The 15,676-nt window shown below is 56.5% G+C and carries 15 protein-coding genes and 1 riboswitch; of the genes, 3 read left to right on the plus strand and 12 right to left on the minus strand.

Annotated elements, in window-relative coordinates; genetic code table 11:
* From moaE to moaA, 5 genes are all read right to left on the minus strand, one after another.
* The gene (moaE, locus tag ACO7SM_RS14810) at nucleotides 1-453 is read right to left on the minus strand and encodes a molybdopterin synthase catalytic subunit MoaE (protein WP_490468172.1); all 453 of its coding nucleotides are present in this window, start codon (nucleotides 451-453) and stop codon (nucleotides 1-3) included.
* Between the two features lies 1 nt (nucleotide 454).
* Nucleotides 455-700 carry a molybdopterin synthase sulfur carrier subunit gene (gene moaD / locus ACO7SM_RS14815; protein ID WP_490468173.1) on the minus strand — a complete coding sequence of 82 codons (246 nt, stop codon included), beginning with the start codon at nucleotides 698-700 and terminating at the stop codon, nucleotides 455-457.
* Entirely contained in the window at nucleotides 693-1,178 is a 486-nt protein-coding gene (gene moaC, locus ACO7SM_RS14820) for a cyclic pyranopterin monophosphate synthase MoaC (RefSeq protein WP_490468174.1), read from the minus strand. The genes moaD and moaC overlap by 8 nt, the downstream gene beginning before the upstream one ends.
* Nucleotides 1,179-1,180: 2 nt before the next feature.
* The gene (gene moaB, locus ACO7SM_RS14825) at nucleotides 1,181-1,693 is read right to left on the minus strand and encodes a molybdenum cofactor biosynthesis protein B (RefSeq protein ID WP_192611644.1); all 513 of its coding nucleotides are present in this window, start codon (nucleotides 1,691-1,693) and stop codon (nucleotides 1,181-1,183) included.
* Nucleotides 1,694-1,713: 20 nt separating this feature from the next.
* On the minus strand, nucleotides 1,714-2,703 hold the full coding sequence (gene moaA, locus ACO7SM_RS14830) for a GTP 3',8-cyclase MoaA (RefSeq protein WP_490468175.1): 990 nt from the start codon (nucleotides 2,701-2,703) through the stop codon (nucleotides 1,714-1,716).
* Nucleotides 2,691-2,836: riboswitch (molybdenum cofactor riboswitch) on the minus strand. Its footprint overlaps the gene before it by 13 nt.
* 266 nt (nucleotides 2,837-3,102) lie before the next feature.
* Between moaA and yvcK the strand changes: the two genes are divergently transcribed.
* On the plus strand, nucleotides 3,103-4,011 hold the full coding sequence (gene yvcK, locus ACO7SM_RS14835; protein ID WP_490468176.1) for a uridine diphosphate-N-acetylglucosamine-binding protein YvcK: 909 nt from the start codon (nucleotides 3,103-3,105) through the stop codon (nucleotides 4,009-4,011).
* 56 nt (nucleotides 4,012-4,067) lie between these two features.
* Here the strand turns inward: yvcK and uvrB are convergent, their stop codons facing one another.
* The 5 genes from uvrB to bioB form a co-directional block, all read right to left on the minus strand.
* Complete coding sequence (gene uvrB / locus ACO7SM_RS14840) at nucleotides 4,068-6,089, minus strand: excinuclease ABC subunit UvrB (RefSeq protein WP_490468177.1); 2,022 nt, start codon at nucleotides 6,087-6,089, stop codon at nucleotides 4,068-4,070.
* Between the two features lie 711 nt (nucleotides 6,090-6,800).
* Complete coding sequence (gene bioD / locus ACO7SM_RS14845; protein ID WP_490468178.1) at nucleotides 6,801-7,499, minus strand: dethiobiotin synthase; 699 nt, start codon at nucleotides 7,497-7,499, stop codon at nucleotides 6,801-6,803.
* Nucleotides 7,492-8,247, minus strand: a complete 756-nt coding sequence (gene bioC, locus ACO7SM_RS14850) for a malonyl-ACP O-methyltransferase BioC (protein ID WP_490468179.1) — start codon at nucleotides 8,245-8,247, stop codon at nucleotides 7,492-7,494. The genes bioD and bioC overlap by 8 nt, the downstream gene beginning before the upstream one ends.
* The gene (gene bioF, locus ACO7SM_RS14855) at nucleotides 8,234-9,388 is read right to left on the minus strand and encodes an 8-amino-7-oxononanoate synthase (protein WP_490468180.1); all 1,155 of its coding nucleotides are present in this window, start codon (nucleotides 9,386-9,388) and stop codon (nucleotides 8,234-8,236) included. The genes bioC and bioF overlap by 14 nt, the downstream gene beginning before the upstream one ends.
* Nucleotides 9,385-10,425: a biotin synthase BioB gene (gene bioB / locus ACO7SM_RS14860; protein ID WP_490468181.1), complete on the minus strand. Its 1,041-nt coding sequence runs from the start codon at nucleotides 10,423-10,425 to the stop codon at nucleotides 9,385-9,387. Before bioB ends, bioF begins: the two co-directional genes overlap by 4 nt.
* Nucleotides 10,426-10,511: 86 nt before the next feature.
* Here bioB and bioA point away from each other — a divergent pair, with 86 nt between their 5' ends.
* Both bioA and ACO7SM_RS14870 read left to right on the plus strand, forming a co-directional pair.
* Nucleotides 10,512-11,801, plus strand: coding sequence for an adenosylmethionine--8-amino-7-oxononanoate transaminase (gene bioA / locus ACO7SM_RS14865; RefSeq protein WP_490468182.1), 1,290 nt, complete (start codon nucleotides 10,512-10,514; stop codon nucleotides 11,799-11,801).
* Nucleotides 11,802-11,866: 65 nt separating this feature from the next.
* Entirely contained in the window at nucleotides 11,867-12,343 is a 477-nt protein-coding gene (locus tag ACO7SM_RS14870; protein ID WP_490468183.1) for a kinase inhibitor, read from the plus strand.
* 48 nt (nucleotides 12,344-12,391) lie between these two features.
* On the opposite strand, the gene hutH is transcribed toward ACO7SM_RS14870, so the two are convergent.
* Both hutH and hutU read right to left on the minus strand, forming a co-directional pair.
* Nucleotides 12,392-13,912: a histidine ammonia-lyase gene (gene hutH, locus ACO7SM_RS14875; protein WP_490468184.1), complete on the minus strand. Its 1,521-nt coding sequence runs from the start codon at nucleotides 13,910-13,912 to the stop codon at nucleotides 12,392-12,394.
* Nucleotide 13,913: 1 nt separating this feature from the next.
* A complete protein-coding gene (hutU, locus tag ACO7SM_RS14880; RefSeq protein WP_490468185.1) occupies nucleotides 13,914-15,599 on the minus strand; it encodes a urocanate hydratase in 1,686 nt (561 codons plus the stop codon).
* Nucleotides 15,600-15,676: the final 77 nt, after the last annotated feature.

Here is a 15,676-nt window from a genome sequence, read left to right on the forward strand (position 1 = left end):
TCACCAGCGTTTCGCCGCCTGTTGATCGCTATCACGCGCATCTACCCAGCGTTCCCCTTCCGGCGTCGCCTCGCGCTTCCAGAATGGCGCCCGCGTTTTCAGATAATCCATAATAAACTGTCCGGCATCAAACGCGCTGCTGCGATGTGCGCTGGTCACGCCGACAAAGACGATTTCATCGCCAGGCCACAGCTCGCCGATGCGATGAATCACCGTCACCCGCCCCAGCGGCCAGCGGCTACGCGCTTCATCGACGATATCCGCCAGCGCCTTTTCCGTCATGCCGGGGTAGTGCTCCAGCGTCAGCGCCTTCACGCTGTCGCCGAGATTATGATTGCGGACTTTCCCGGTGAACGTGACGACAGCGCCATCTTCATCGCGTTCCGCCAGCCAGGGATACTCGTCCCCGACGCTAAACGGGGCAGATCCTACAACAATTCGCGTTTCAGCCATTTCAGCCTCCCGTCACAGGCGGGAAGAACGCCACTTCATCACCGTCAACCAATGGGTTATCAAAACTGACTAATGTCTGGTTAACCGCAGCCAGCAGTTTGCCATCTTCCAGCGCCAGCGCCCAACGATCGCTTTGTGCCGCCAGATGCTGACGCAGTGCGTCCACCGTGGTGAAATTAGCGGGCAGTTCCAGCGCATCGGTATTGACCAGTTCGCGCACCTGCGCGAAGAAAAGCACCTTAATCATTGGCATCCACCTTAAAATCGCCCGACTTGCCGCCGCTTTTCGCCAGTAAGCGTACCGGGCCAATCACCATGTCTTTTTGCACGGCTTTGCACATGTCGTAGATGGTCAACGCCGCAACAGATGCCGCGGTCAGCGCTTCCATTTCCACTCCGGTCTTCCCGGTCAAACGGCAGACAGATTCGATACGCACACGGTTGTGCTCCGGTTCCGCCTGCAGTTGTACTTCCACTTTGCTCAACAGCAGTGGATGGCACAGAGGGATCAGCTCCCAGGTGCGTTTGGCGGCCTGAATCCCGGCAATACGGGCGGTCGCAAAAACGTCGCCTTTGTGGTGACTGCCAGCGATTATCATCGCCAGCGTTTCGCTCTGCATCGTGACAAAGGCTTCCGCGCGCGCCTCGCGAACGGTTTCCACTTTGGCGGAGACATCCACCATGTGCGCTTCGCCAGCGGCGTTAATATGGGTCAGTTGCGACATACTTATTTCTTCAAATGAGGGTGGAAATTGCACGGACGCGTACGGGCATCCAGTTGCGGCGCAATAATATTGTCCCACGCGGTGCGACACGCTTTGGTGGAACCCGGCATGGCGAAAATCAGCGTTTTGTTGGCCACACCGGCCACCGCGCGAGACTGCAACGTCGCGGTGCCAATCTCTTCAAAAGAGAGCATGCGGAACACTTCGCCAAACCCTTCAACTTCCCGGTCAAACAGCGGCAATAACGCTTCCGGCGCCTGGTCGCCTTCGGTCAGCCCAGTTCCCCCGGTAATCAGCACCACCTGCACGTCGTCGCTGGCAATCCAGGCGGAAACCTGGGCGCGGATGGCGTAACGGTTTTCTTTTACAATAGCCTTATCGACCACGTTGTGGCCTGCTTCCAGCGCGGAATCACGCAGAAAATGACCTGAGGTGTCGTCTTCTTCGCCGCGACGGCTGGAAATCGTAAGAATAGCGATACGGGTTGGGATAAATTCAGTACTTACCTGACTCATCTGAAATCTCCTTTTAGCGTTTATCCACCAATGTACGATAAATTTTGCGTAATTCCGGTCTGGTTCTGATGCAGGAAATGGGTCTGTTTTTTCTCCAGCAAGGCGGCAGAAATGCGCGCTTCCAGCGCATGCTGTTGAACGTCATCTTCCAGCAGATCGCGCAGACTGACGCCGCCTTCGCCAAACAGGCACAGGTGGAGTTTACCCACTGACGACACGCGCAGACGGTTGCAGGTTGCGCAGAAATCTTTCTCATACGGCATGATAAGACCGATTTCACCGGCATAGTCGGGATGACAGAAAACCTGCGCCGGGCCGTCGCTGCGTTTGCGTAACTGATGGAGCCAGCCGCGACGCAACAGTTCGTCACGCAGCACCTGACCAGAAATATGGTGTTTACGGAAGAGTTCGCTCCCCTCGCCGGTTTCCATCAGTTCGATGAAACGCAGTTGGATGGGGCGCGCCTGAATCCAGGCAAGGAAGGTGTCCAGTTGATGGTGATTGACATCGCGCATCAGCACGGTATTGACTTTGACCTTTTCAAATCCGGCGTCAAAGGCGGCATCGATTCCTGCCATCACCTGCTGAAATTTATCCTGCCCGGTAATGGCATGAAACTGTCGGGCGTCGAGGCTGTCGACGCTAACGTTGATGCCGGTCAGCCCGGCGTCGCGCCAGTTCGCCGCGTCACGCGCCAGGCGATAGCCATTGGTGGTGACAGCAATCTGGCGGATGGCGGCATTTTCACGCACGGCGGCGATGATGTCGGTAAAGTCACGACGTAAGGAGGGTTCGCCGCCCGTCAGGCGCACTTTCTCGGTGCCCAGGTTCGCAAACGCGCGGGTAACCCGACGGATTTCGTCGACGGTCAGAAAGCCATTATTGGTGACCCCGCCAGGCTTGTAGCCATCCGGCAGGCAGTAGGTGCAACGAAAGTTACACACATCGGTAATCGACAAACGTAAGTAGTAAAACTTACGCGCGAAAGCATCGGTAAGTTGTGAGCCCATGTACACCTTTCCAAATACGGGAGGCGGAGTCATTTCTTCCTGCGCCCTGGTGACAAGCACGTTTACGCGTTGTCACGGCCAAAGCACCGTATCAGTTGACCCAGGTGCAGAGGCTAGAGTGTTTATTGTGGTTATGCCGATACTAGCGTGTAAACGTTTTTTACGCCATCTACACTTACGCTGTATAATCATATATATAGCGTCATGATCGTGCACTTTCGCTACAGAATAAGCAAAAACCACAGTTTTGCATTGATATACATCATTTTGCTGTACCTTACCCCTCGCCATAAAGTGGTAGACGCCACGATTTTATTTCCGCTCAGCCTACCAGGCTAATTGCTGAAAACCCGCGATTTGCGCTACTGTAATGCAGATCTTTTGACATCAGGAATTCATATGCGCAATCGCACGCTGGCAGACCTCGACCGCGTTGTGGCTCTCGGCGGAGGGCATGGATTAGGACGCGTTCTTTCTTCACTCTCGCCATTAGGTTCACGCCTGACCGGTATTGTTACGACGACAGACAACGGCGGCTCAACAGGGCGTATTCGCCGTTCAGAAGGCGGTATCGCCTGGGGCGATATGCGTAATTGTCTGAACCAGTTAATTACTGAACCCAGCGTCGCTTCGGCTATGTTTGAGTATCGTTTTGGCGGTAATGGCGAACTTTCCGGGCATAACCTCGGAAATTTAATGTTAAAGGCGCTGGATCACCTTAGCGTAAGGCCTCTTGAAGCCATCAATTTAATTCGTAATTTGCTGAAAGTGGATGCGCATTTAATTCCAATGTCGGAGCTGCCGGTAGACCTGATGGCAATCGACTCCCAGGGGCATGAAGTGTATGGCGAGGTCAATATCGACCAGTTATCCATGCCGCCGCAAGAATTGATGCTGTCGCCGAAAGTCCCCGCCACCCGTGAGGCTGTGCAGGCCATTAGCGAAGCGGATCTGATTTTGATTGGGCCGGGCAGTTTTTACACCAGCCTGATGCCTATCCTGCTGCTGGACGACCTGGCGCAGGCGTTACGACGTACCCCTGCGCCGATGGTGTATATCGGTAATCTGGGGCGCGAGTTGAGTCTGCCTGCCGCCAGTTTATCCCTTGGCGATAAGCTCGCCATTATGGAGCAGTATGTCGGGAAGAAAGTCATTGATGCGGTGGTGGTCGGGCCGAAAGTCGATGCCTCCGCCATCACCGACAGAATTGTGATTCAGGAGATTCTGGAGGCCAGCGACATTCCGTATCGTCATGATCGCCAGTTGCTGCACTGCGCGCTGGAAAAAGCGGTACAGGCGCTCGGTTAAATCAACAGGCCTGATGGCGACATTAACGCGTGTTATCAGGCCTACCGCAAAGTCCCTTAAGATGCCGCAATAAACAATTCGCGTAACTGGTGCAACTGATCGCGGATCTGCGCGGCTTCTTCAAACTCCAGATTCTGGGCATGTTGCATCATTTGCCCCTCCAGTTCATGGATTTTTTGCTGCAGCGCTTTCGGCGTCATGTCCAGTTCAACCACATCGGACTTCGCTCCTGCGCGAGACTTCCCTCTTCCCTTCGCTTTGGTCTTCGCGATGTTTTGACCCAGCGCCAGAATATCGACCACTTTTTTGTTCAGCCCCTGCGGGATGATGCCGTGTTCTTCGTTGTACTGCTGCTGCTTCTCTCTGCGTCGTTCCGTCTCGCTAATGGCCTTCGCCATCGAAGCGGTAATTTTATCGCCGTAGAGAATGGCTTTGCCGTTGATATTGCGCGCCGCGCGCCCGATGGTCTGTATCAGCGAACGTTCAGAACGCAGGAAGCCTTCTTTGTCGGCATCAAGTATCGCCACCAGCGAGACTTCCGGCATATCCAGCCCTTCACGCAGCAGGTTGATCCCCACCAACACGTCAAACTCGCCCAGACGCAGGTCGCGAATAATTTCCATACGCTCAACGGTATCGATATCGGAGTGCAGGTAGCGCACCCGTTCGCCGTGTTCTTCCAGATATTCCGTCAGGTCTTCCGCCATCCGTTTGGTCAGCGTCGTCACTAACACACGCTCGTTGATCGCTGCGCGAATACGGATTTCGGAGAGCAAATCATCCACCTGTGTTGCCACCGGACGGACTTCAATCACCGGATCCAGTAGCCCGGTCGGTCGCACCACCTGATCCACAATATCGTCACCGGATTTCTCCAGCTCATAGTTACCTGGCGTTGCGGATACGTAGATAGTTTGCGGGGCCAGCGCTTCGAACTCTTCAAACTTCAGCGGACGGTTATCCAGCGCTGACGGCAAACGAAATCCGTACTCGACTAACGTCTCTTTACGCGCCCTGTCGCCGCGATACATCCCGCCAATTTGTGGAATGGTCACGTGGGATTCATCCACCACCAGCAGACCGTCTGCGGGCAGATAGTCAAACAGCGTCGGCGGCGGTTCACCCGGCCCGCGCCCGGAGAGATAACGGGAGTAGTTTTCGATGCCGGAGCAGTATCCCAGTTCGTTCATCATTTCCAGATCGAATTGGGTACGCTGTGATAAACGCTGTTCTTCGAGCAGTTTGTTGTTCGCCAGCAGATTTTTACGCCGATCCGCCAGTTCGACTTTAATCTCTTCCATCGCCTGCACAATCCGTTCACGCGGGGTGACGTAGTGCGTCTTAGGGTAGATGGTATAGCGCGTAATCGTTGACTCTACCTGTCCGGTGAGCGGGTCAAACAGCGACAAACGTTCCACCTCTTCATCGAACAATTCGACGCGCAGTGCGATGTCGTCAGACTCCGCCGGGAAGATGTCGATCACTTCGCCGCGCACACGGAATGTACCGCGCTGGAAAGCCTGATCGTTTCGGGTGTATTGCAATTCCGCCAGACGGCGCAAAATGGCGCGCTGGTCGATGATCATGCCCACCGTCAGATGCAGCATCATTTTCAGGTAGAGATCGGGGTCGCCCAGACCGTAGATGGCGGAAACAGAAGCCACCACCACCACATCCCGACGCTCCAGCAGCGCTTTGGTGGCCGACAGACGCATCTGTTCGATGTGTTCGTTCACCGAGGCATCTTTCTCGATAAACGTGTCAGAACTGGGCACATAGGCTTCAGGCTGGTAGTAGTCGTAGTAAGAGACGAAATATTCCACCGCGTTTTCCGGGAAGAACTCTTTCATTTCGCCGTACAACTGCGCCGCCAGCGTTTTATTCGGCGCCAGCACCATGGTGGGACGCTGCAAATCCGCAATCACGTTGGCAATGGTGAACGTTTTTCCTGAACCCGTGACGCCCAGCAAAGTCTGGTGCGCCAGACCATCTTCCAGCCCGACCTCCAGACGACGTATCGCCTCAGGCTGATCGCCAGAAGGTTTAAATGCGGAATTCAGTTTGAACGGTTTACTCATGAGCAGCTACCTGAAGCAATGGGCGGGCAGGTGTGTAATTTTACTCGGGATGGCTAAGATTGCCAGTAAAATATACTGGATGAAAAAACAGTAGCACGGTAAAGTATTTCTGTTACGCAGGCAAAAACCACGTCATCACAGTGCAAAATTTAGCCCCGGACGAGATAAAAAACCACCCAATGTCGGTTATCCCCAGACCTATGACTTTTTTAACATTTGTCAAGCAGTGTAATGCGCGTTTTATGGCAATCCATGACACTTTTCTTTCAGCCATTGCTTTTATTTAACAAGCTGTTTTATAACGAATATTTCTTTAAGACGTCTTTCGCATCAATTCAGTCGCAGGCCGCGTATTCTCTCGCTTACGTTATGTTTTCTAACTCTAATGCACAAGGTTATCCACAGGAATAGTGGATAACTGCTTCCAGCCCGTATGGACTGCCGCCTGGCAAAATCGACCTTCTGGTCATTTTCGGGCAACTAAAAAAAAATTATCGCTAATTTTTGATTTTTATCAGCTAACAGCGCGCCCCCTACCAGACGAGATCTTGCTCGCATTTTCACCATTTTGTTGGTGCCACTGTTTTTGCTGGGGGAGCAACGTATGCCGTTGATTCGCCGGGTCGCCGGGCGCTTTTTCCGCCTGCGCCAGAGGCGCAAGGTGGCGCAACGTGGCGCAGGGGCAACTGACCCGGCAAAACGGCGAGCGACTTAATCAGGGGATGACGCCCGCTCCAGCGCGCTGAGATCGAGGTAATGGCCTGTCGGGGCGCATTCCGGCGATTCATCCAGCCAGGGGATCTCCCCTAAGAGCGGCGCCGGGATCACGCGCGATAACGTCGCCATATACTCCTGATGACGTTTCCCTGGCGGCGTCACATCGTTGGCAACCCAGCCTGCGAGCGTTAAACCCGCGTGCTGTACCGCCTGCGCTGTTAGCATGGCATGGTTAATACATCCCAGTTTGACGCCCACCACCAGAATCACCGGCAGTTGCTCGGCTCGAACCCAGTCAGCAAAGGTCAGCGTCGTTGAGAGCGGCGTAAACCAGCCCCCAGCCCCTTCAACCAACACCCAGTCAGCCTGGGCTTCTAACGCCCGTAAAGCGTCAGACATTACCGTCGCGAGAATCGGCCTTCCCTCATCGGCGCTGATAATATGCGGCGATGTCGGCTCGGCAAAGGTATAGGAATTGATATCCTGATACGCCAGAGCCAGCGTACTGTTGCGCTGTAATGCCAGTGCATCGCCGTTGCGTAAACCGTCTGGCGTCATCTCACTGCCCGACGCCACCGGTTTGTAACCAACGGTACGATACCCCCGCATTGCGGCAGCCTGCAGTAGTGCGCAACTGGCAACGGTTTTCCCAACTTCGGTGTCAGTCCCGGTGACAAAATAACGCTTAGTCACGTTCAATCACTCCCAGAAAAAGATGATAAGTCAGCGGATATTTTCCCTGCTGTTGCGGCCAGGCCAGTTGCAACTGCTGGAGCTGACTGCGGGTAAGCACTCGCTGTTCGCGTCCTTCGTGCAGATGGGTCGCCCCAATGCCTTTGAGCGAACGCATCGCGCTCAGCGCATCGTCAAACCACAGCGTGATAGCCTGAATTCTGTGGCGGACGCGCCAGCCCTCCAGCGCGTTTTCGATAGCGTCACCGGCTAAAAAGTGGTTTGCATGCGCCCGATTGTCGACCGCCCGCCACGCCTGGCTCAGCTCCGGCAACGACCCTTGCGCCAGAGTGGTGAACGCCACCTGTCCGCCGGGGCGAACCACGCGATAGAGCTCCGATAACGCCTGGTGTAAATCGCTGCACCATTGCACCGCGAGGTTGCTCCAGGCCAGATCGAAGCTCGCCGTAGGTTGCGAAATCGACTCAATATCCGCCATCAAATAATGATCGGCGGCCTGCTGACGACGCGCCTCCTCAAGCATTTGTGCCGAGAGGTCGAGGGCCGTTACTTCGCAGCCCTGCGTTCGCCAGTAGCGGCTCATGCGCCCCGGCCCGCAACCGGCATCCAGCACCTGTGAAAACGCGCGATCCGCCAACAGTTCAAGTAACGCATCCGCGCTCTGGCGTTGCAGTTCGGCATGTTGTTCATACTGCGTCGCTGCGCGTCCGAACGCCGCCGCGATGGCCTGCTTATCAAACTGCGCCATGCAGCACCTCCAGCAAACGATCGATGTCTTGTTTTTCATGCGCCTGGGTCAGCGTCAAACGCAGCCGTGCGGTGCCCACAGGCACGGTAGGCGGGCGGATCGCGCTCGCCCAGCATCCCTGGCTGCGCAACGTTTCCGCAAGCGCTAATGCGCGCGTGTTTTCACCGACGATCAGCGGCTGGATTGCGCTGTGTGAAGGTGCCAGGGCAAACGCCGTGGTATCCACGCCAGCGCGAAAATGTTCAATCAATGACGCCAGTTTTTCCCGGCGTTGGCGACCTTCATCGCTACGGATCACCGCCAAAGAGGCGCGTAACGCCTGAGCCTGAGCGGGCGGCATACTGGTGCTGTAGATCAGGTGACGGGCGAACTGCAACAGATACTCCGCCACGCTGTCGGAACAGAGAATGGCCGCCCCGCTGACGCCAAACCCCTTGCCGAACGTCACCACCAGCAATTCAGGCTTCACCTGCTGCTGCCAGCAACTCCCTCGCCCCTCCTCGCCGGTAACGCCAATACCGTGCGCATCATCGACCATTAGCCATGCGCGGTGCTGTTGCGCGGTACGCTGGATCTCGGCAAGCGGCGCGCTATCGCCATCCATGCTGAATACCCCTTCGGTCACCACCAGTTGTTGACCTGAAGACGGGGCGGCCAGCAAACGCGACAAATGTTCGGGATTGTTATGCGTAAAGCGCCGCAGTTGCGCGGGACTGAGGCTGGCGGCCTCCAGCAGCGACGCGTGGCTGAGCCGGTCTGCCACGATGCGATCGTCTTTTGCCATCAGTGCGGCGATGACCGCCTGGTTCGCCGCAAAACCGGAGATGAATAACAGCGCACGCGAATACCCCAGCCACTGCGCCAGTTCTTCCTCCAGCGCCTGATGGGCAACGGAATAGCCGCTGACATGACCCGAGCCGCCGCTCCCCACACCAAAGCGCTCCGCGCCTTGCTGCCAGGCGCAGATAATCTGCGGATGGTGACTCAGCCCCAGGTAATCATTGCTGGAAAAATTGAGATACTGACGATCGTCCGCATGGAGCCAGCGCCCGGCGCCCTGCACCACCGCGTGACGGCGGCGCAAAGCGTCGGCAGAACGACGCGCTGCCAGCGCATCGTCGATTTTTTGCTGCCAGGTCATACGGTTGCCGCGTTGTAGTAATCGTCGGTGTCCGGGGTCTTCAGCGCCTGTTCGAGGCGTTGCTGCTGTTCGTTGTCACCGGCCAGCACGGCCGTTTGCTGCGGATTCAGTCCCAGCTTGCGGAACAACTGCAGGTCTTTATCTTCTTCCGGGTTTGGCGTGGTCAGCAGTTTACAGCCGTAGAACACCGAGTTTGCGCCAGCCATAAAGCACATGGCCTGGGTCTGTTCGTTCATCTGTTCGCGGCCTGCGGAGAGACGCACAAACGAGGTGGGCATCATGATACGCGCCACCGCAATGGTGCGAATAAAATCAAACGCGTCGACGTCGTCATTATCGGCCAGCGGCGTCCCTTTCACCTTCACCAGCATGTTGATAGGCACGCTTTCCGGCGGTGTCGGCAGGTTGGCTAATTGCAGCAACAGACCAGCCCGGTCGTTTACCGTTTCACCTAACCCTACGATACCGCCAGAACAGACCTTAATGCCCGCCTCGCGGACTTTGTCCAGCGTGTCGAGACGCTCCTGATACGAACGGGTGGTGATTATGTTGCCGTAGAACTCAGGCGAGGTGTCGAGGTTGTGGTTGTAATAGTCCAGACCCGCGTCAGCCAGGCGCTTCGCCTGGGTGTCGTTGAGTGTGCCCAGCGTCATGCACGCTTCCAGCCCCAACTCTTTCACGCCCTGCACCATCTGTTCCAGATACGGCATATCGCGTTCGTGCGGATTCTTCCAGGCTGCCCCCATGCAGAAACGGGTCGATCCTGCATTTTTCGCTTTACGCGCAGAGTCCAGCACCTGTTCAACTTCCATCAAACGTTCTGACTCCAGGCCCGTTTTGTAGCGGGAACTCTGCGGGCAGTATTTGCAGTCTTCCGGGCAGGCACCGGTTTTAATCGACAACAGCGTACTCACTTGCACCTGCTGCGGGTCAAAATGTTGACGGTGAACCTGTTGCGCTTCAAACAGCAAATCCAGCAACGGTTTTTCAAATAATTCGGTGACTTGCGACATTGTCCAGCGAGCGTGGTGAGCCATCGGGCCTCTCCAAAGGGTGTTGTTAATTTTTGATTCGGTGTAGACTTGTAAACCTAAATCTTTTTAATTTGGTTTACAAGTCGATTATGACAACGGACGATCTTGCCTTTGACCAACGCCATATCTGGCATCCCTACACGTCAATGACCTCACCGCTCCCGGTGTATCCGGTGGAGCGCGCCGAGGGTTGCGAACTGATTTTGTCTAACGGCGAACGCCTGGTGGACGGCATGTCCTCCTGGTGGGCGGCGATTCATGGCTACAATCACCCACAGCTCAACGCGGCAATGAAAACGCAGATCGACAGCATGTCGCACGTGATGTTCGGCGGGATCACCCATGCCCCTGCCATCAATTTGTGCCGTAAACTGGTAGCGATGACCCCAGAGCGACTTGAGTGCGTTTTTCTGGCGGATTCCGGTTCGGTCGCAGTGGAAGTGGCGATGAAAATGGCGCTGCAATACTGGCGGGCATTAGGCGAATCCCGCCAGCGCTTCCTGACGTTTCGTAACGGCTATCACGGGGATACGTTCGGCGCGATGTCCGTCTGTGACCCGGAGAACTCCATGCATAGCCTGTGGAAGGGCTATCTGCCGGATAATCTGTTCGCTCCCGCGCCGCAAAGCCGGATGGACGGCGAGTGGGATGAACGGGATATGGTGGCGTTCGCCCGTCTGATGGCCGCGCACCGCACCGAGATTGCGGCGGTCATTCTGGAGCCAATTGTCCAGGGGGCGGGCGGTATGCGGATGTACCATCCTGAATGGCTGCGCCGCATCCGCAAAATGTGCGACCGCGAAGGCATTCTGCTGATTGCCGATGAGATTGCGACCGGATTCGGCCGCACGGGTAAACTGTTTGCCTGCGAGCACGCCGACATCACGCCGGACATTCTGTGTCTGGGGAAAGCGCTGACCGGCGGTACGATGACCCTCTCCGCTACCGTAACCACCCGCACTATCGCTGAAACCATCAGCAACGGCGAAGCCGGATGTTTTATGCATGGCCCAACCTTTATGGGTAATCCGCTGGCCTGTGCCGTGGCGACCGCCAGCCTGTCGCTGCTGGAAAGCGGAGAGTGGCAACACCAGGTTGCCGCCATCGAAACCCAGTTACGCGCGGAATTAACCCCTGCTGCGCAGTCGCCGTGGGTAGCGGATGTGCGCGTGCTTGGCGCTATTGGCGTGGTGGAAACGACACATCCGGTGAATATGGCGGCGCTCCAACGCTTCTTTGTGGAACAAGGGGTGTGGGTACGTCCGTTCGGTAAGCTGATTTATCTGATGCCGCCTTACCTTATTCAGCCTGAGCAGTTGCGTAAACTGACGCAGGCGGTGAATGACGCCGTGACGCAGGAAACATTTTTTATCCATTAATCGGCGGTAAGCCTGTCTGATACCGATTACACTTTTTTGCGAATCAGCAGATTAACGGAGGGTGTATGAAACTTGTCAGCCACGACCTGCGCGACGGGGAAAAACTGCCCCATCGCCAGGTGTTTAACGGGATGGGCTATGACGGAGATAATATCTCTCCGCACCTGGCCTGGGACGATGTTCCGGCCGGGACAAAAAGTTTTGTCGTGACCTGTTACGATCCCGACGCGCCCACCGGCTCGGGTTGGTGGCACTGGGTTGTCGTCAACTTGCCTGCCGACACGCGCGTTTTACCGCAAGGCTCAGGCTCCGGTCTTTCGCCGCTGCCGGAAGAAGCGATTCAGACGCGCACGGATTTTGGCAAGGCGGGCTACGGTGGCGCAGCGCCGCCAAAAGGGGAAACGCACCGCTATATCTTTACGGTGCATGCCCTGAATGTGGAACGCATTGAGGTCGATGAAGGCGCCAGCGGTGCGATGGTCGGGTTTAATGTCCATTTCCATTCGCTCGCCAGCGCATCAATTACCGCGATGTTCAGTTAAGTGTCGTTTTGCCGGGTGGCGGCGCAAGCGCCTTACCCGGCCTACGGATTACAAAAACGCCGGCACCAGACGCAATAAATCGCCCCGCGCCAGTAACGCAGTGGCGCACTCAATATCCGGAGCGAAGAAACGATCCTGGGTGTAGTGCGGAACCTGTTCACGTAATGCCTGGCGTGCTTGTTCCAGCAATGGACTGGAGGTTAACCCTTCACGCAGATCAATCCCCTGACAGGCTGCCAGCCACTCCACGGCGATCACGCCTCGCGTATTGGCGGCCATTTCCCACAACCGACGACCTGCCGCTGGCGCCATAGAAACATGGTCTTCCTGGTTCGCCGATGTTGGCAGACTGTCGACACTGTGCGGATGCGCCAGCGCTTTGTTCTCGCTGGCCAACGCCGCCGCCGTCACCTGCGCTATCATAAAGCCGGAGTTAACCCCGCCATTTTTCACGAGGAACGGCGGTAGCTGCGACATGTGTTTGTCCATCATCAACGCAATGCGTCTTTCCGACAGCGCGCCAATCTCTGCGATCGCCAGCGCCAGATTATCCGCCGCCATCGCCACCGGTTCCGCATGGAAATTGCCACCGGAAATCACATCGCCCTCTTCGGCAAACACCAGCGGGTTGTCCGAAACCGCATTGGCTTCAACAAGCAGAACCTCCATGACCTGACGCAGTTGCGTCAGACACGCGCCCATTACCTGCGGCTGACAGCGCAGAGAGTACGGATCCTGCACTTTTTCACAGTTATGGTGAGAGTCGGAAATTGGGCTACTTTCGGTCAGCACGTGGCGATAAAGCGCCGCGGCATCTATCTGACCGCGCTGCCCACGCGCGGCATGAATGCGCGCATCAAACGGGCGACGTGACCCTAATACAGCTTCTGTGGTCAGCGCACCGCAGACCACGGCGGAAGCAAATAACTCTTGCGCCTCAAACAGACCGCGCAGCGCAAACGCGGTCGATGCCTGGGTGCCGTTAAGCAGCGCCAGTCCCTCTTTTGCCGCCAGCGTGACAGGTTCCAGACCCGCTTTACGCAGTGCGTCCTTCGCCGGGAGCCACTCACCTTGCCAGCGCGCTTTGCCCTCGCCGAGCAGCGTAAGGGACATGTGCGCCAACGGCGCTAAGTCGCCTGACGCCCCCACCGATCCTTTTGCCGGGATCAGCGGATAGACTCCGGCATTGACCAGTGCGATCAGCGCGTCAATCACACTCAGACGAATGCCTGAAAATCCGCGGGCCAGGCTGTTGATTTTCAACACCATCATCAGACGCACCATCGCGTCGTCCAGCGGTTCGCCAACCCCTGCGGCATGTGAAAGTACCAGCGAGCGCTGCAAATTTTGCAAATCTTCGTTGGCGATGCGCGTCTGCGCCAGCAGGCCAAAACCGGTGTTGATCCCGTAGGCCGTGCGCCCTTCAGCCACAATGTTATTCACACAGGCGACGCTGGCATTAATACCATCAATCGCGCTGGCATCCAGACTCAGTTGCACAGGCTGCTGCCAGACGGCGCGCAGTTGTTCAAGACTCAGTTGTCCCGGCGTTAACATAAGCGTATTCATATCAACGATTTCCTTGAGTAGCCGCGATCATCGGTAAGTTTAGCCCTTGCTCGACGGCGCATTCGACGGCGATGTCATAACCGGCATCGGCATGACGCATCACGCCCGTTGCCGGATCGTTGTGCAGTACTCGGGCGATACGTGCTGCCGCTTCATCGGTGCCGTCACAGACGATAACCATCCCGGAGTGCTGGGAGAAGCCCATTCCCACACCGCCACCGTGGTGCAGTGAAACCCAGGTTGCGCCGCTGGCGGTGTTGAGCAACGCATTCAGCAGCGGCCAGTCGGAAACCGCATCCGAGCCGTCGCGCATCGCTTCGGTTTCACGGTTTGGACTGGCGACGGAACCGGAATCAAGATGGTCACGGCCAATCACAATCGGTGCGGAAACTTCACCGCTACGCACCATTTCGTTAAACGCCAGCCCCAGTTTTTGCCGCCACTCCAGTCCGACCCAGCAGATACGCGCGGGAAGTCCCTGGAAGTTGATGCGTTCACGGGCCATATCCAGCCAGTGATGCAAATGTTTATCGTCTTTGACGATTTCTTTCACTTTGGCATCGGTTTTATAAATATCCTGCGGATCGCCGGAAAGCGCCACCCAGCGGAAAGGGCCAATCCCACGGCAGAACAGCGGTCGAATATAGGCCGGAACGAAGCCGGGGAAATCAAACGCCTTTTCAACGCCCATCTCTTTGGCCATTTGGCGAATATTGTTGCCGTAATCAAACGTCGGAACGCCCATTTCGCTAAACGCCAGCATTGCCTGGACGTGCGTCGCCATTGAGCGTTTCGCCGCCAGTACCGTCCCTTGCGGGTCAGAAATTGCTTTCTGCTGGTAGTCTTCCCAGCTCCAGCCAGAGGGCAGATAACCATGCAGCGGATCGTGGGCGCTGGTCTGGTCAGTCACCATGTCCGGGCGTACGCCGCGTTTTACCAGCTCCGGCACGATGTCCGCCGCATTGGCGCACAGGGCGATAGAGACGGCTTTACCCTCACGGGTATATTTTGCAATACGCGCCAGCGCGTCATCCAGAGATTCCGCCTGTTCATCCACATAGCGGGTACGCAGACGGAAATCGATACGGCTCTGCTGGCATTCAATGTTGAGTGAACAGGCGCCAGCGAGCGTTGCGGCGAGCGGCTGAGCACCGCCCATCCCGCCAAGCCCGGCAGTCAGAACCCAGCGCCCCGCCAGGTTGCCCTGATAGTGCTGGCGTCCGGCTTCGACAAAGGTTTCATAGGTGCCCTGCACGATCCCCTGGCTGCCAATGTAGATCCAGCTTCCGGCCGTCATTTGGCCGTACATGGCCAGACCTTTCGCATCCAGCTCGTTGAAATGCTCCCAGGTCGCCCAGTGCGGAACCAGGTTGGAGTTGGCGATCAACACGCGCGGTGCATTTTCATGGGTTTTGAAGACGCCCACCGGTTTGCCGGATTGCACCAGCAGGGTTTCATCATCATTCAGTTGGGTCAGCGCTTTAACGATGGCGTCATAGCATTGCCAGTCGCGTGCGGCGCGTCCAATCCCGCCATACACCACCAGCTCGTGGGGATTTTCAGCCACATCGGGATCAAGGTTATTCATTAACATGCGCAGCGGCGCTTCGGTCAGCCAGCTTTTGGCTGTTAGGGTCGTCCCTCTTGGGGCACGGATATCCTGCTCACGATATTTGCTTTGGGGCATGTCAGATTCCTCACGAACGCTCAGATAAGTCACTAACATATACTTGTCTATACAAGCTATCGCAAGGACGCAATTAA

It is taken from the genome of Citrobacter sp. LJND-P06, assembly GCF_058188415.1.

Bases quoted from the DNA above. Each gene is read 5' to 3' on its own strand.
- moaE (WP_490468172.1), bottom strand. From the start codon at position 453: ATGGCTGAAACGCGAATTGTTGTAGGATCTGCCCCGTTTAGCGTCGGG.
- moaD (WP_490468173.1), bottom strand. From the start codon at position 700: ATGATTAAGGTGCTTTTCTTCGCGCAGGTGCGCGAACTGGTCAATACC.
- moaC (WP_490468174.1), bottom strand. From the start codon at position 1,178: ATGTCGCAACTGACCCATATTAACGCCGCTGGCGAAGCGCACATGGTG.
- moaB (WP_192611644.1), bottom strand. From the start codon at position 1,693: ATGAGTCAGGTAAGTACTGAATTTATCCCAACCCGTATCGCTATTCTT.
- moaA (WP_490468175.1), bottom strand. From the start codon at position 2,703: ATGGGCTCACAACTTACCGATGCTTTCGCGCGTAAGTTTTACTACTTA.
- yvcK (WP_490468176.1), top strand. From the start codon at position 3,103: ATGCGCAATCGCACGCTGGCAGACCTCGACCGCGTTGTGGCTCTCGGC.
- uvrB (WP_490468177.1), bottom strand. From the start codon at position 6,089: ATGAGTAAACCGTTCAAACTGAATTCCGCATTTAAACCTTCTGGCGAT.
- bioC (WP_490468179.1), bottom strand. From the start codon at position 8,247: ATGGCGCAGTTTGATAAGCAGGCCATCGCGGCGGCGTTCGGACGCGCA.
- bioF (WP_490468180.1), bottom strand. From the start codon at position 9,388: ATGACCTGGCAGCAAAAAATCGACGATGCGCTGGCAGCGCGTCGTTCT.
- bioB (WP_490468181.1), bottom strand. From the start codon at position 10,425: ATGGCTCACCACGCTCGCTGGACAATGTCGCAAGTCACCGAATTATTT.
- bioA (WP_490468182.1), top strand. From the start codon at position 10,512: ATGACAACGGACGATCTTGCCTTTGACCAACGCCATATCTGGCATCCC.
- ACO7SM_RS14870 (WP_490468183.1), top strand. From the start codon at position 11,867: ATGAAACTTGTCAGCCACGACCTGCGCGACGGGGAAAAACTGCCCCAT.
- hutH (WP_490468184.1), bottom strand. From the start codon at position 13,912: ATGAATACGCTTATGTTAACGCCGGGACAACTGAGTCTTGAACAACTG.
- hutU (WP_490468185.1), bottom strand. From the start codon at position 15,599: ATGCCCCAAAGCAAATATCGTGAGCAGGATATCCGTGCCCCAAGAGGG.